Origin of the sequence: Rickettsia amblyommatis (assembly GCF_002078335.1) — a bacterium.
In the GTDB taxonomy this organism is placed as follows: domain Bacteria; phylum Pseudomonadota; class Alphaproteobacteria; order Rickettsiales; family Rickettsiaceae; genus Rickettsia; species Rickettsia rickettsii.
In genome coordinates this window covers 358229-373475 of record NZ_CP015012.1, presented here as the reverse complement: position 1 = coordinate 373475, position 15247 = coordinate 358229, and the positions used below count along the sequence as shown (strand labels likewise).

Here is a 15247-nt window from a genome sequence, read left to right as displayed (position 1 = left end):
TGGAAATATTTTGATACATAATTATCCCCACATCTGATTAATGTCGGTAATTTCAATTGAGCCTTTATTACGGAAATATATTAGTAATATTGCAAGCCCGATTGAGGTTTCGGCAGCTGCTACGGTTAAGATTATAATACTAAAAATTTGTCCCGATAATTCTTGCATATATAAGGAAAATGCAACAAAATTTATGTTCACTGCAAGCAGCATTAACTCAATAGACATTAATATATTGATAATATTTTTGCGATGCATAAATAACCCAAACATTCCGATAGTAAAAACTAAGCTGCTTAAGATTAAATAATGATTAAGCGAAATATATTCATTCATATTTAATATTCTCAACACCTTTATTTAGAATAGGCTTTGTCATTAATACGGTATTTTCTTTATTATGACATAGTTGTTTTGATATATCTTGACGTTTTACTCCCTCACGCTTCTTTAGTGTTAACGTAATACATGCAATCATAGCGACAAATAATATAAGGCCCGCCATTTGAAACGGTAGCATAAAGTCTGTGTAGAGTATGCTTCCTATTGCTTTAGTATTTGAGATATTATTTGTTATGGCAAACGATACATTGGAGTTGAAATTAATATTTTTAGTACCAAGTAAAATAATTATTACTAAATCGGCAAACATAATCAAAGCTATAAAAATACTTAAAGCTAGATTTTCTTTTAGCTGCGTTATTGTCTTATTAAAATGCATATCTAGCATCATTATCACAAATAAGAATAATACTGCTACAGCTCCAACATAAATCACTATCAGCATCATAGCTAAAAATTCTGCTCCAAGCAAAATCATAAGCCCTGCACCGTTGATAAATGCAAAAATTAACCATAATACCGAATATACAGAATTTTTGCTTAAGACAACGCATAAGCTACTGATAGTTATTAATGTTGCAAATAAATAAAAAAATATAGGCATGGTGTTTATATAGGTTGTGTCTTATCTCTATTTTATCCTCGTAAAACTCGTTTTACAACATTAGGTTCTTTCTCAATAATCTTAAGAAGTAATTTTGCAGCTCCGGTAGGTAATCTTCTGCCTTGTTCCCAGTTCCTTAAAGTTGCAACACTCACTCCAAATGTTGTAGTAAATTGTTATTGTGTTAATTTTAACTTATTTCTTGCTTCATGCACGTCTATATTAGATAATTTTATATCATGTTTATTTGCTTTTAATTTTCCTTGAGTGTAAAAACAGCCTCTTGCATTCCAATTAATATACTTTTGTTGGTTTGATTAGTATTTTTATTATTCATTTTTGCCTCTTCCGACATATAATTTTACCAATTCTCCAGTTAGTGTGTTTAATTCATTACAACTATTATGATTAATATTTTCCATCTTACTTTTTATAAAACCGGTTATTAAAAACACTGGCATATTTTCATTGTAGTAAAAATAAATTATTCTTATACTGCTACTTTTACCTTTATTATTACTACTTAAAGCAAATCATAACTTTCTTATACCTCCAGTGCCTTTTATTATATCACCTTGGTCAGGATTAGCAGCAATGTAATGTATTATTTCAAAGCATTCTTTTTCATTTAAATTATTCTTAGCGAATTTTTGAAACTCTGGAAGCTCAACAACAATTTTTGTTTAGTATCATGGATACCGTGGCAAGACCACGGTATGACAGAGTGCAAATTGGTTACACCAACAAAGCATTAGAAGAAAATTTCTTGATCATCGGAATAAATAAGCTTTCTAGTTCTTTGCGTATTTCTTCCTTGTTTTCTACTTTTTGACCTTCTTTACTTAAAGTTAGCTCGCCTTTTTCTACATGACCAAGTACAGCCTCAATGATTGCTTTTTTATCATGTTTACCATCCATATATCTAAGTGCAAACTTCTCAAAGAAATTAACGCCGATCGGTTCATGTTTTAAATTTGTAACCCACATAGAAGGTGTATGGGTTGCTTGATGTATCACCATTGTTGTTGTTTTAGGCTTATCAAGCTCAGGGTTATTTCGATGCTTCTGATTTGTAATACTAATATAACCTTGTAGTACTAGCTTCATTGCATTATTTAAAAGCTCAGCTTTGATTTCGTTTAATTTAGTATTATGTAGCTTTTTATTAGCTTCAGTGGTTATTTTCTCAAAGCTTAACGGATTATTTAGATTTTCGCTGAAAGTGTATAAAATAGCTTTCATATAAGGCGAACTAGTTGTTAAGTTAGAGTCTTTATTGCCGTTTAAGAAGAATTTTAAATTTTCGGAAGCATTATTAAGATCTACTTCTTTGAGTGGTTTTTCAGGTACTATATTAAAGATTATATTAAATTTCGTTATATCATCATTGTTAATATTTCTATTAATTTTCACATCACTATGACATAGTAAAGTGGTTCTAAAACGACGATTTGTAATGAAATCCATATATTGTTCGGTTCTAACTATATCGTTTACCGCTTTTAACTGCTCTACTACTTTCGGCGGCATATTACCGAGATACATAGTCGAAAGATTACAATCGGCTAAATATTGTAAATTGTGCTTTCTTGCTTCATTCATAAATTCATGGAAGTAGAATTGAGCATTTTCTTCTTCTAGATGATCATGACGTAAATAATGATCGGTTTGTTGAGCAAGTAGCCCTGCTTCGGTTTTTAATGCTTCTGCATAAGGAGTTTTAGAGTTTTCTAAGCTATCCTTAACAAATTCTAGTAACAATCTAGATTGAGCTATTCTATCCCGTACATTTGCAAATGAGCTAGAATGATACATCATCATATCTCTAATAGTACGGACCATATTCCAGCCAGGGAGGGTATTATAGCTAATATATGCTATTCCGTTTGGACTAAGATTTTTATTACAAACTTCAAAAATTTTATCTCTAACGGTTTGTGGTACCCAAGAAATTACACCATGGCAAATTATATAATCAAACTTACCGAAAGAATCGTCAATATCGGTTATCGAACAATGATGGAACTTTATATTTTTTAATCCTAGTGCTTTAACATTTTTATTTGCTTCGTCAATTTGTACCTTAGACAAATCAACCCCAACAAAATGAGCTTTTGGATAAAGAACTGCATGTGGTATTAAATTACCGCCTGCTGCACAACCAAGCTCTAATATTTTTGCATTCTCGACTTCAGGAGCATTTACACCGAAAAGAGTTGCAAGTGTACTTAAGTGATAAGGATTTGTAAGAGCATATGGGTAGCTTTCATACGGTACTTCATCATAAGTGTTATGATCTGAAACCGCACCGTTAACAACGGATTGTACGGAATGTGTTTTTTTTGCCATCTTGTTATGACCGTTAGGGGTAGAAGAAGAGTTAGTAGCTTTTGGAGACATATTTTTTCCTTATGTAGTTGAATTATTCGTGTCATCCCGCGGGATGACATTGTAGCTTTCATATAAATATTTCACAGAATTATTAAAATGGCAATCTATAAGTAAATCCTACGCCAAATTCTCCAACAGCTATAGTTTTTTTGATAGGATTTACTGGCACGAATTGTCCTGTTTTCATATCAAGCGTATCATAATTAATTCTTACTCTATATGCCGTTTGTAATTTTGCAGTTGCATCAATACTTAAATTTGAAGTTACATCGTGTGAAATTCCAAGACCTGCTTGCCAAGCAACACAATTTTTATGAGTTTTTCTTACTTTAAAATAATCGCTATTTATAACACTCCACCTAGAAGAGGTAGGTTTAACTTTTACTTGTGCTATTCCACCTCCAAGTATTACAAAAGGTGTGAAAGTTTTTATTTTTTCTAAATCATAAATAAGATTTAGCATATATATATTTGATAATACGGTAGTATTACCTGGGGTTCTAGGAATAGTGAGACCATTACTTAAATTTTGCTGAGGTAATACGTAATGTAGACGATATTTAGGTTGATAAGTTGCTGAGAATTCAATAGCTATCTGTGGATGTATTATATAGCCTATTCTCCCACTATACATACTTGATCTTTTTAAAAGTATTTCGGTATTTGAGTGTTTATGTCGGAATTTACTAACGACCGGTTCAACTATTCCGCCTTCTGCTCCTATTCCTATATAGAACCCTGTTTCTTTTGCGAAAGCAATGTTACTAAAAATGATGATAGTAATAAAAAATAATTTTAGTAATTTAGTCATTATAATTGCTTAAAAAATAAAAAAACATTATATACCCCCTTTATTAATGGTCAATCATATTTTTCCTAATTATGAAAACAATTATACCAAATAGTAATAAAGTAATAGTTACAGTGAGCGTAACATATGTCGGAATCGCTATATAATGATGAATAAATATTTTAAAGCCGATAAATATTAAAATTAAAGCCAAAGAATATTTGATATAACTGAAACGTTCTACAATTTCTGCTAAACAAAAGAATAACGCTCTAAGCCCTAAAATAGCAAAAATATTTGAAGTATAAATTATATAAACATCATTAGTAATTGTGAATATTGCCGGTATACTATCTATAGCAAAGACTAAATCTATTGCTTCTATCAGCACTAGAGATATAAAAAGGGGGGTACAATATAGTTTGCTATTACGTTTAACAACAAATTTATCCCCTTCAAGATTAGGGGTAATATTTAGATTTTTTATTATTGACTTGTAAATATAAGAATTCTGTATATCAAAAGTTTTATGTGATACATAGAAAGTTTTTATACCTGTAGCAATAAGTATTACGGCAAAAATATATAATAACCAGGCAAATTTATTTATAAGAATAATACCGCCGTAAATCATTACGGCTCTGAATATTATTACGCCTATTATACCGAAAAATAAAACACGATGTTGATATTGCCCGGGAATTTTAAAAAATTGAAACATAATAGAGATAACAAAAATATTATCAAGTGACATAGCTTTCTCAATGAGAAAGCAAGTATAATATTCACGAGCATGATCTGCCCCCGTATTATAGTAAACATAGATACCGAATAAACAAGCTATTACAAGATAGAAAAGACTAAAAAGTACGCTTTCTTTAAAGCTCATTATAGTATTTTTTTTGTGTATTATTCCCAAATCGAGAATCAGTAAAGCAGCGATTAGCGTATAAAAAATAATCCAACTCATTTATTTATCTCTTCATTTTATATTGCATGTGGAAATATAGTCCTCCACCAAACATAACTCTTAGTTGGAATCTTATAGTATTTTCTCCTTGTTTTAAATAACGCTTTATATCAATCGGTAAATTTTTAGCTTGTAATGCTTGACCTTGATCATGTCCATTGTTACAGTAGCTTTTCTCATCTAGAGAATCAACGTTAGTAGGGAGGCTAAGTAACTTTGTACCGTTGACATATATTAATGTGCAATCATCATACCATAAATCTTTTACTTTAAAATACTCAATATCGTCCATTGTTGCATCTAAAGTTACTTTGAATTCTACAGTATGCAATATTGTATTGTCCGGTTTATTTGCTGCCTCTATAAATGCTCCATCCTTTGGAAATGCCATAATGCTCCCCTGTGGTACCGGTTTTTTGTTTAAGATATAGTCACCTATTTTAGTTACCGGATTATAAGAAGTCTCAGGTAATTGGTCTGGTGGAAAGTCGTTATAACCAACTTTTATAGGTAATCCTTTAGATTCTCTACAGCCGACATTTTGGCCTAAAGGTTCAAACTCGACAACCTTTCTATCAAAATATGATAAACAATGGCGTTCTAAAGGTTTATTAGGATCAATAGGTATCCAATTCGTCGGGCATTTTCCTTTTGCAAGTTCTCCTATATCGCTTTCAGGCCATTCTGCATTACCGTGATTGTTACCGGAAGGAGCTTTCTCTGTGCTAGGAATTTTAGCACAAGTAGGTACTAATATAGGAGCACAAAGATTTAGCTCTTGCCAAGTTTTATCTCTTACATCCTCAGTCTCAGCTTTATATGTCGGCTCAGGAGGAGTATTTTGATCGCCTTTTGTATATGTCACTGTATAATATTTTGAAGGATCTACCGGTACTAATATTGGTCCTATGTTAGGTTTCGGCTCGATTCTATCTGTATAATCCCTACTTAAAACACATATTGGAGTATTAGCCTTATCGTTATTGGTATAGCATTTACTCGGAATCTTATTTATATTGCAAGTATAAATTGTAATACCTCTTCCTGGACCTGACACTGTTTCTTCTAGAGTACAGCGCGTTAGATCTGTATATTTTTTACATAAGCCAAGATTTGGATATTTAACGTTATATTTATTTTTAAAATCTTTACAATTTATAGTATCGTTGTTGTTGAGTTTAGCAAGTACACAATTTGTCGAGTCATTATTGTAACCGGGCATAGGTGATCCATCAGGTAAAGTAGGACGCAGCATAGGGTTACAATGTTGGAAATTTTTCGGCATCAAGCAGGCATGCGTTCCACCTTGGATATATTTACCGTTTATATATTCTAAATATTTTAAATATACCGCACTTGAGTCAGGATTTCCATTACTATCATAAGGTGCTTTATCGTCTTTATATTTACCGTGAATAGTCAACTGATTTAGAGCATTCTCTCCTGAAAACGGCATAGCAATATACTTATCTTCCTTTAAATCTTTAGGTATAAACGCAACGGAAGAACTATACTTATAACCAGCAAGCATTACTATGCTTTCTGTGTCAGTGGGGTTGGGAGGTGGAGGTCCAGCGTATGCTAACGGCGTTACAAGCGTGCTTGTTTCATCTATGATATTGTTGCCTTCTCTTACTTGTAGTGACGCAATGAATTGCGGTTTATAATAAGCATCGTTGGGATTGCTATTATTAGTACAGGTAATTCCGGCATATTGCTTTGCACATTCATAAGCAGCTAAGCTGTAAGAATGATTTACTCTCGGTACGCAATCTATTAAATTACCGGACTCAAATAAGCAAATATTATTAGGATTTTGCTTATCGTCTTCGGTATTACTAATAGAGACATAAAGCTTTCTATCTTTACCGTTATTGTCTTTTAAGGTGACATCTGTCTTTATAGGCATTAAGCTAGTTGTATCTTGCTTTTGTACCTTAGGAAATTTTACGCTTACATCCTTAAATTCGCCGATATTAATTCCCCACACTTTTTGACAGGTAGTTGAATTAGAACTTGGACAGTCCGGTATATCGCTTATGTAGTAATCGCTGGGTGTTTCTACATTTCCAATTTTCTGCGAATATACTATTCTAAATCCCTCATTACAACCGTTAGCCGTAACACTACATGGCGTAGAAATTTCTGTATTAATACATGGAGTGTCGCCTGAAGTATTCTTACACGATTTAATTAAATCTTTAAAAGCCGTATTAGTATGAGTAATTTTTGCTGAAGAAAAATCTATATTACGTGGTTCTACACAAGTTTTGAGGTCAGCGGGAGAACTCGTGCAAAGTGGAACAAGATTGCTAAAGCTAACACGTATGGTATTATTAACAATATTGTTTTTAACATTAATATTAGATGGCACTACACAAGCCGGACTAGTAGAAGATTGGTCAAACTTGCCGCTTGCATCTTTTATACTACATACATTATTAGCACTCGCATTAATGCGAATATAATCTAAATTTGGACAATATGGCGGTGGAAAAGGCCCTAAAGGTAATTGTACACAACCAAAAGAATAGCTATCTACAGAACCGTTTAATGACCCAAGTGCTTCAATAACTTTTATTATTAAAGCAGGAAAAAAATTAAAAATCTCTCCTATTGCATTAAGTATTGATTGAAGTACTTTTATAAATTTTGAATCTTGATCTATCATACCAAGAAGCTGCCCTAATAAACTTGGTAAACTTGCTCCTTTTATTGTTTCAACTAAAAATTTTAATACTTTTGCAATAGGGCTAAGTTCGTTAGTGTGATGAAGAGGTTGACGATTAGGATTCCAGTCCATCGGATCAAGATGTACACCGGAATCTGAAACAAGGTTAACAAGTCCAGGATCGCTATAAGCACAAAGTTTAGGAGATTTTAAAGTAACTATTTGTCCGTCTACACTGATTATCTTATTATCAGTTTCTGTATAACCGACTTTATTGAGATGTACTCCATCGGTATAACCTGGATCTGCAGGGGAAGGTGGGGCATTTATCCCGGGAGGTGGAGGTATATCCGGTACGGCAACTCTAGCACAGACTCTAGTTAGAGGTAGCCCGTAACCTGTAGGCCATAATACACATTCTCCATCCCAATTTAAAGTAGAGTTTTGGTGCCAACAAGCTAAGGCATTACAGCTTTGAATTCTAATACGAATTTTTGGAGTAAAGTAACTACTATCAGGGGCTTCTTCCGCACATCTATTGAGTAAAAAACCGATAAATGTACCTGGGTAATCAAATTTTAATAAACAAGTATCATTATTGCGACCGTCGCTTTTATTCCAAGGAGGACATAATGTGCCTGGTTTAAAAGGCCCTCTTGGCTTTGCATTGATGCCTCCATCCTTATTCCAAATTTCCGTTCTCTCACTTTGACCGCAATTACATGGATCGCTAAGACAATCGGCTATATCACCCCAAATAGATGCATATACATTAAATGAGAAAAATGAAAATAAGAAAAATAGTAAATATTTTTTTAACACTTTGAGTATTCTTTATGCTCGTTGTTTTTATAGTTCATAATAAATTATTGTCATCCCACGAGCTTGTAGCGGGATCCAGTCCTTTTTAATTTTTTTTGATCCCATAATAAATCACGGGATGACAGAGTGAAATATTAGTGCGTATTTAACTCATTATATAGGTAATTAACCCAATTATCCGGAGGACCTTGGTGTTGTTCAAGTATTTTTTTATAAATATCCATTTCCTCCTGTCTGCTTGATAAAATACGGACAACTCCTATTAAAGCGGCAATACTTAATTCAGAAGCTATCGATTCATTATCCTTACTAATTAAGAACATTCTTGCAGAAAGTATTAGCTGTGATAATTTTCGTATTGCCGGCTCACTTAAACCTAAAATTTTATCTAAATCTTCTATTTTAACGTCAGACGGTAGAACAATTTTAGTATTAATTAAATCAAGCCAAGGTTTTATAGTATATTTTGGATATGACTTAAGATAAATAAAATTGAAATTACTGACGAAAATACCGTTATTTTGAGACAAATTATTATAGATTAAATTTATATTATCATAATAAACCTCAGGTCTGTAAAGTTTATCAAAATTATCGGCAGCAAATATTTTAGGTTTTGTGCCAACGAGACTTAAATGATAAGTAAAAGCATAAATTACTGCTGCACTAATACCTTGGTGTTTCTTTAAATTATTATTAAATTGTTCTAAAAATTTTCTCTCCGTCGGGTAAAATTGTTTAGAAAACGGCTCATCAGAAAGTTTATATAAATTAAACCCTATAACTTTCCCTTCTTCAATGTTAAGAGAAGACCCGTCAAATAATCCGGAATATAATTGTTCTTCGGTAAAAACTTTAAGTTTATCAAGTATTTGTATTCCTCCTTCCTCCTTAAAATCTTCTAATTTTAAAATATCGGAAAAAATACGTTTTTCTTTTTCAATTGATAAAATTTTATTTCTTAATTTCTCTAGGAAGGATATCTCTATTTCGCTAAGAGGTGAAATATAATGACCACTGATTAATTTTAAAAATTCTAAAATGAATGCTTGTGATTTTTCTGTATCATCTACTAAAAATGGATTGATAATTTGTTTGTCCGGTTCTAACCATTTGCCTTCTATTGCCTCGATAAAAATTTTAGAATCATTATTATTAGAGATATAAATTATTGTTGGATCGTATTTAGTCGATTCTGATATTAAAAAGTTCAATAATACGGTTTTGCCGGTTTTTTCCGTACCAAAGATGCAAGTATTACCTTTATTCGTTTTATCATGAAAATTCATGAAATATGGAGTACCTTTCTCGGTTCGCAGTAAAGTTATAGCCTTACCCCAAGGATTATATTGATTACCGAGTGTAGTATTATGAAGAGCGGTAAGAGAAGCAATATGCTCTACGGATAATGGCGACATTCTACGTATAAAGGCAAAGTTAGCAGGTAATTGCGACCAAAATATTTGCTCAATATTAAGATCTTCTTTTACATGAATAATACCAAGTTTAAAAAGTTCAGTTGATGCTTTAGCTACGGCTGCATCTAGTTTATTTTCATCTTCTTCTATAACGGCAATTGAAATTTGCTGATTACAAAATTGAAAATCTAAATTAACTGCATCAAGCTTATTAATCCCTTTGTGATTAAGTAAAGTTGAGTCGTTAGTAATTTTTAGAATATAATCTTGACCACGCAGTTTGGATATTACTTGTTTTTTGCTAATAAAGTAAAATATTTCAGTTATTATTAATTCAATCGGTAACTGTAAAAACTTATCCAGTGTATTAGAAGGAGTTTCGTGATATTCTTTTATAGATAGTAAAGACACGAATTTATTATTTTTCTTATGATCCGTAACTACCATTTTATCGCTGCTAATTGTATAAATACTTCTACCTAGTGCATCGGATAAATCTATTATAGGTACCAAACAATCATTATTATTAAGGTTAGCTATTCGATTATATAAAAATAAAGGATTAGAAAAAACATTATCATTTTCAAATATTATACCGAGTTTTTCAGCACCAAATTCGTTTAAATCGTTTAAAATATTATTAGTGATATTGTCTAATTTTTGAAAAGCTGAATCTAAGTAGTTATTTTCAAAATCAGTAATTAATTTATTAGATAAAGAATTTATTAAAGAGTTAAAATTTTTGATGTTAACTTTATTAGAATCATGTACTATAGAGATATATAAAGTATTCACGAATTTATCATTCCAATGGTTTTTTCTTTGCCATAGGGTATGAATATTTGCCGGTAATAATTTTTTGTAAGGAGTTGAATCGTCTAAGTTTTGTTTTTCTCGTATTGTATGTAGCCAAAAAGCAAAATCATAATCGGTTATATTCTTTTTTATAGAAACTCTAACCATTTCACGTAAATTTTGTATGTTATCGCTTATTTTCTCTGAGGTAATGCCGTGTATTTTGATAATTTGTAGTAATTTACCGTCTTTGGTAAGTAAAGTATTTTCATTATAATGACATGCTATAGGTATAAAATTAGGAGCATTATAATTATATATATCTTTGTCAAATTTTCGTAAATCACTAAACACAAATAACCTGAATTTAAATTATAGTTTTGTATACTCGTTCAACTTGAAAAATTGGCTACGTCGTCTTTGTAAGTCCTCGGATGCTCACGTATTAAGTATACGCTCCGCCCCTCGGCTTACAGACTCCTTGCTCTTGTCCAAGTTGAACTTCGTATAACAACTCTTCATTTCACAGGAGTATATACTAATGAACTTTGCCTGCGTGGATGCTAGAGTAGTCATTGCGAGCAGCCGTAGGCCTCTACTCGATGTTATTCCCGCTTTCGCGGGAATAACATAAGAGCCATGCAACAAAGCCAATTTAGCAACAACTAGAAACTTTACTTTATTATTTTTTATATTTAATAAACAATTATTCACTATAGGCAGTGATTTTTTGTAATCCTCCCATGTAATTTATCAAGACATCCGGTATAGTTATTGATCCATCTTCATTCTGATAATTTTCAAGTATTGCAACCATAGTCCTTCCGATAGGTAATCCTGAAGCATTTAAAGTATGAACTAAGGTAGTTTCGTTACTGCCGAATTCTTTATATCTTGCTTTCATTCTACGTGCTTGAAAATCTCCACAATTAGAACAGCTAGCAATTTCGCGATATTGCTTTTGTCCCGGAAGCCATACTTCTATATCGTAGGTTTTTTTTGCCGCAAATCCCATATCTCCGGTGCAAAGTAACATAACACGATAAGGAAGATTCAGTTTTTGTAAAATAGTCTCTGATGCATTAGTTATATATTCATGCTCATTTTTTGATTCTTCAGGGGTAGTAATAGATACTAGCTCAACTTTACCGAACTGATGTAATCTAATCATACCTCTTGTATCTCTACCGCTACTACCTGCTTCTGATCTAAAGCACGGGGTGTAAGCAACATAACGCATCGGTAATTTTTCTCTTGGTATAATAGTATCGGCGACTATATTTACTAAAAATACTTCTGCGGTTGGAATTAGTCTGTAACCATTTGTTGTTGCAAAAGACTCTTCGGCAAATTTAGGTAGTTGTCCTGCATTATACATAGCATTATCTCGAACTAATACCGGAGGTGATATCTCAAAGAAATCCAACTCTTTAGTATGAACATCAATCATAAAATTAATTAAAGCACGTTCTAGCTTTGCTAAATCACCTTTTAACGTTACAAATCTAGTGCCAGAAATTTTAGCAGTTTGTTCAAAATCCATTAAATTTAATTTTATACCTAGTTCAAAATGCTGTTTATTCAAAGCATTTGGATTTGTCTCTCCGTAAGTACGAACTAATTTATTCATACTTTTATCCATTCCGTAAGGTACTTCTTCGTCTGGAATATTAGGCAACATATTTAATAGTTCATTTAATTCGTTATTATTATTAAGATCCTGTGCAAGTGCTTCCAACTTCTCATTTATATGTTTGACATCTCTTTGTAACCCTTCAAACTCTTCGCCGCTCTTAGAGGCCATATTACCTAAAATCTTTGATTTTACCTTACGTGCATGCTGAAATTCTTGAATTAAACTCATAATTTTTCTTTTCTCTCCGTCGAGCATAGCAATTTTACTAGACATAGGTTCAATAAATCTTTGGCTAAGCTTTTCATCGAACAATTCTTGATTTTCTCTAATCCATTTGATATTTAACATTTAGTGTCCTCGGTTTTTCTATAAAATTACATATCATTATTGAAGTTTCATATAATAAAAGTAGCGGTATTGCAAGAGCAAACTGGCTTAAAATGTCAGGAGGCGTTAATATTCCTGCAATAATAAAGTTAATTACCACGGCAATGCGTCTTTTTTGCTTAAGTGTTTGTACCTTAACTATTTTTAGTATATTTAGTATCATTATCACAACTGGTAGCTGAAAAGCAACTCCAAAAGCAATAATTAAATGAATAACTAAATTTAGATACTCGCTAATTCTTGCTTCCAAAACTATCGGTACTATCATATCACGTTTTTCAAAACTAAGAAAAAAATTCCAAGCTTTTGGCATTACAAAGTAAAAAACAAAAATACTACCGCACCAAAATAAAATAGGCGACATAAAAAGAATAAAAGCGATAATTTTTTTTTCATGGAGGTGTAACCCAGGACTGATAAATAAATAACACTCCAAAGCAATTATAGGTATAATAATAGTAAAAGCAGTAAAAGCTGCAAGTTTAATATAGGTAAAAAATGCTTCTGTAAGCCCTGTATAAATTATATTTCGTACCGTATCACCGCTTAGCTTAGCAAGCGGTTTTAATAAAACACTATAAATATTGTCGCTAAAATAATAGCAAATAGCAAATATAATTATAAAAGCAGTAAATATTCTAAGAAGCCTTATTTTTAATTCTAATAAATGTTCTTGAAAACTATATAGTTTCATAAAAATTCTGACTCTTCATTTCGCAGAAATATATATCAATATTATAAACCTTTTTTAATAATTGTCATATCTTTTGAGAAATATTCACAAAGCCTAGTTTCTTTCTATATATTTTATAAAATATCGGGATAAATAACATGCTAAACAGAGTATTACCTAAAAAGAATACAGGCCAAGTAAGATATTTTGCACAAATACCGCCAAGGCTAGCTAGAATAATACGGCTAAGAGAGCTAAAAGATGCAATAATAGAATATTGTGTGGCAACAAATTCACTATTGCAAAGGCTAGCAAAATAGATAGAGATAATAGTTCCTGCAAAGCCTGCACAAAAATTTTGTACTGTAACAGTTATTATAAATGTCTTTATATCATAGCCGATAGTAGAAAGAATCATAAACATAAGAGGTGACAATAATTGAATAACTCCACCAATTAAGATACTATGAAATATACCCATTTTTGCAGCTAAAATGCCGCCTAAAGCTCCTCCGACGATCATGATTAGTAACCCGTAAGCTTTGTAAATAACGGCAATTTCATGAGTAGTAAAACTTAAATCTAGAAATAAAGGCGAACTCATAGCCATAGGTATAGAATCCGCAGCTTTATATAAAAAGATAAACAATATAATTAGCAGTAAATATTGCTGTTCATTTTTTAAGGAGATAATACTTTTTTTAATAACTTCAAAATATTGTTGTAATCCTATTAAATTACTAGTTGTATGGTGTATTTCTTTTGATTGTGGTTCTTTGATACATAAAATGACTATAGGTCCAATTAGAGTAATGAATAGAGCAAATTTATATACTGTATTCCAGCCGAAAATAATTGATGAATATAAAGTACCGACGCTGCCAAGTAACATACCTAAACGAAACCCTATGCTACTAAAGGTAAAAGCCATTGAAAGCTCTTCTTTAGATGTAGGTCTCTCAATTCTATATGCATCAAGTACAATATCTTGTGTAGAACTGCAGAATGAAATAATAAATAAGATAATTGCAGTAATATATAAGTTATTACAAGGGCTTATGTTTAAGAATCCCGTCATCGCTAGGATTAAAAATATTTGTGATACCAATGCCCAGCTACGCCTGTGACCGAATTTAGAGCATAAAAAAGGTATAGAGTATTTATCTATAAAAGGTGACCATATGACCTTTAAGCAATATGGAAAGGCAGCTAGTAATATCGAACCTATTATATCAGTGGTGTATTTTGCTTCGGATAATTGATATGGAATTGTAAAAAAAATTAAATTGAACGTAAGACCGGAAATTAAGCCTAAAAGTAAAATACCGATTAAATATGTATGGTTATTTATGTCATTCTTGCGTGAATTGATCTTCAACTTCATTGTGAGGAAAAGCTGTAAGTTTCGACTAAGCAATCCAGTAAAAAATTCTGATTTATAGAATACTCTATTATTATTTCTGGATTGCCACGCTTCTTGCAGTTGTGGCTTTATTGCATGTCTTACTTCCACCTCTGTCATCCCGCAAGTTTGTAGCAGGACCCAGTTAAAAATACTAATAACATTAGTATTTTTAGTTGTTTTTTGGATACCGTGGTCAAGCCACGGTATGACACCGAACACGTTTTTTGAGCCATGCAACAACGCTTTCAGTCGCTCGCAATGACGATTAGGTACACACGCAATAATGCCTCGTAGGAATGACATAAAGGAATGATTAAAAATTTTGTACACGAAATCTAATAGC

Annotated in this window: 12 protein-coding genes; all 12 read right to left on the bottom strand. The window is 31.9% G+C overall.

Annotation, left to right across the window (positions count from 1 at the left end):
• Nucleotides 1-21: 21 nt before the first annotated feature.
• Nucleotides 22-336 carry an NADH-quinone oxidoreductase subunit NuoK gene (gene nuoK, locus A3305_RS02075; RefSeq protein WP_014273810.1) on the bottom strand — a complete coding sequence of 105 codons (315 nt, stop codon included), beginning with the start codon at nucleotides 334-336 and terminating at the stop codon, nucleotides 22-24.
• Entirely contained in the window at nucleotides 329-946 is a 618-nt protein-coding gene (locus tag A3305_RS02070) for an NADH-quinone oxidoreductase subunit J (RefSeq protein ID WP_014392807.1), read from the bottom strand. Before A3305_RS02070 ends, nuoK begins: the two co-directional genes overlap by 8 nt.
• Nucleotides 947-978: 32 nt before the next feature.
• Entirely contained in the window at nucleotides 979-1101 is a 123-nt protein-coding gene (locus tag A3305_RS11160; protein ID WP_264357832.1) for a helix-turn-helix domain-containing protein, read from the bottom strand.
• Nucleotides 1102-1275: 174 nt separating this feature from the next.
• Nucleotides 1276-1407, bottom strand: coding sequence for a hypothetical protein (locus A3305_RS11155; protein WP_264357831.1), 132 nt, complete (start codon nucleotides 1405-1407; stop codon nucleotides 1276-1278).
• A 274-nt stretch (nucleotides 1408-1681) separates the two neighbouring features.
• Nucleotides 1682-3346 (bottom strand): methyltransferase regulatory domain-containing protein, encoded by a 1665-nt coding sequence (locus A3305_RS02060; protein WP_014392806.1) that lies wholly within the window; start codon nucleotides 3344-3346, stop codon nucleotides 1682-1684.
• A gap of 82 nt (nucleotides 3347-3428) precedes the next feature.
• Nucleotides 3429-4148, bottom strand: a complete 720-nt coding sequence (locus A3305_RS02055) for an outer membrane protein (protein ID WP_014392805.1) — start codon at nucleotides 4146-4148, stop codon at nucleotides 3429-3431.
• Nucleotides 4149-4191: 43 nt separating this feature from the next.
• The gene (locus A3305_RS02050; protein ID WP_014392804.1) at nucleotides 4192-5097 is read right to left on the bottom strand and encodes a TerC/Alx family metal homeostasis membrane protein; all 906 of its coding nucleotides are present in this window, start codon (nucleotides 5095-5097) and stop codon (nucleotides 4192-4194) included.
• Between the two features lie 4 nt (nucleotides 5098-5101).
• On the bottom strand, nucleotides 5102-8590 hold the full coding sequence (locus tag A3305_RS02045; protein WP_014392803.1) for a hypothetical protein: 3489 nt from the start codon (nucleotides 8588-8590) through the stop codon (nucleotides 5102-5104).
• Nucleotides 8591-8724: 134 nt separating this feature from the next.
• Nucleotides 8725-11157 (bottom strand): VirB4 family type IV secretion/conjugal transfer ATPase, encoded by a 2433-nt coding sequence (locus A3305_RS02040; protein WP_014392802.1) that lies wholly within the window; start codon nucleotides 11155-11157, stop codon nucleotides 8725-8727.
• Nucleotides 11158-11509: 352 nt separating this feature from the next.
• Nucleotides 11510-12787, bottom strand: coding sequence for a serine--tRNA ligase (gene serS, locus A3305_RS02025; RefSeq protein ID WP_014392800.1), 1278 nt, complete (start codon nucleotides 12785-12787; stop codon nucleotides 11510-11512).
• Complete coding sequence (gene tatC / locus A3305_RS02020) at nucleotides 12765-13520, bottom strand: twin-arginine translocase subunit TatC (protein WP_014392799.1); 756 nt, start codon at nucleotides 13518-13520, stop codon at nucleotides 12765-12767. Before tatC ends, serS begins: the two co-directional genes overlap by 23 nt.
• Before the next feature lie 64 nt (nucleotides 13521-13584).
• Complete coding sequence (locus A3305_RS02015) at nucleotides 13585-15234, bottom strand: MFS transporter (protein ID WP_081120800.1); 1650 nt, start codon at nucleotides 15232-15234, stop codon at nucleotides 13585-13587.
• Nucleotides 15235-15247: the final 13 nt, after the last annotated feature.

What these genes read in the sequence shown, in the direction of transcription:
- nuoK (WP_014273810.1), bottom strand. Translation starts at nt 336, where the DNA reads ATGAATGAATATATTTCGCTTAATCATTATTTAATCTTAAGCAGCTTA.
- A3305_RS02070 (WP_014392807.1), bottom strand. Translation starts at nt 946, where the DNA reads ATGCCTATATTTTTTTATTTATTTGCAACATTAATAACTATCAGTAGC.
- A3305_RS11155 (WP_264357831.1), bottom strand. Translation starts at nt 1,407, where the DNA reads ATGCCAGTGTTTTTAATAACCGGTTTTATAAAAAGTAAGATGGAAAAT.
- A3305_RS02060 (WP_014392806.1), bottom strand. Translation starts at nt 3,346, where the DNA reads ATGTCTCCAAAAGCTACTAACTCTTCTTCTACCCCTAACGGTCATAAC.
- A3305_RS02055 (WP_014392805.1), bottom strand. Translation starts at nt 4,148, where the DNA reads ATGACTAAATTACTAAAATTATTTTTTATTACTATCATCATTTTTAGT.
- A3305_RS02050 (WP_014392804.1), bottom strand. Translation starts at nt 5,097, where the DNA reads ATGAGTTGGATTATTTTTTATACGCTAATCGCTGCTTTACTGATTCTC.
- serS (WP_014392800.1), bottom strand. Translation starts at nt 12,787, where the DNA reads ATGTTAAATATCAAATGGATTAGAGAAAATCAAGAATTGTTCGATGAA.
- tatC (WP_014392799.1), bottom strand. Translation starts at nt 13,520, where the DNA reads ATGAAACTATATAGTTTTCAAGAACATTTATTAGAATTAAAAATAAGG.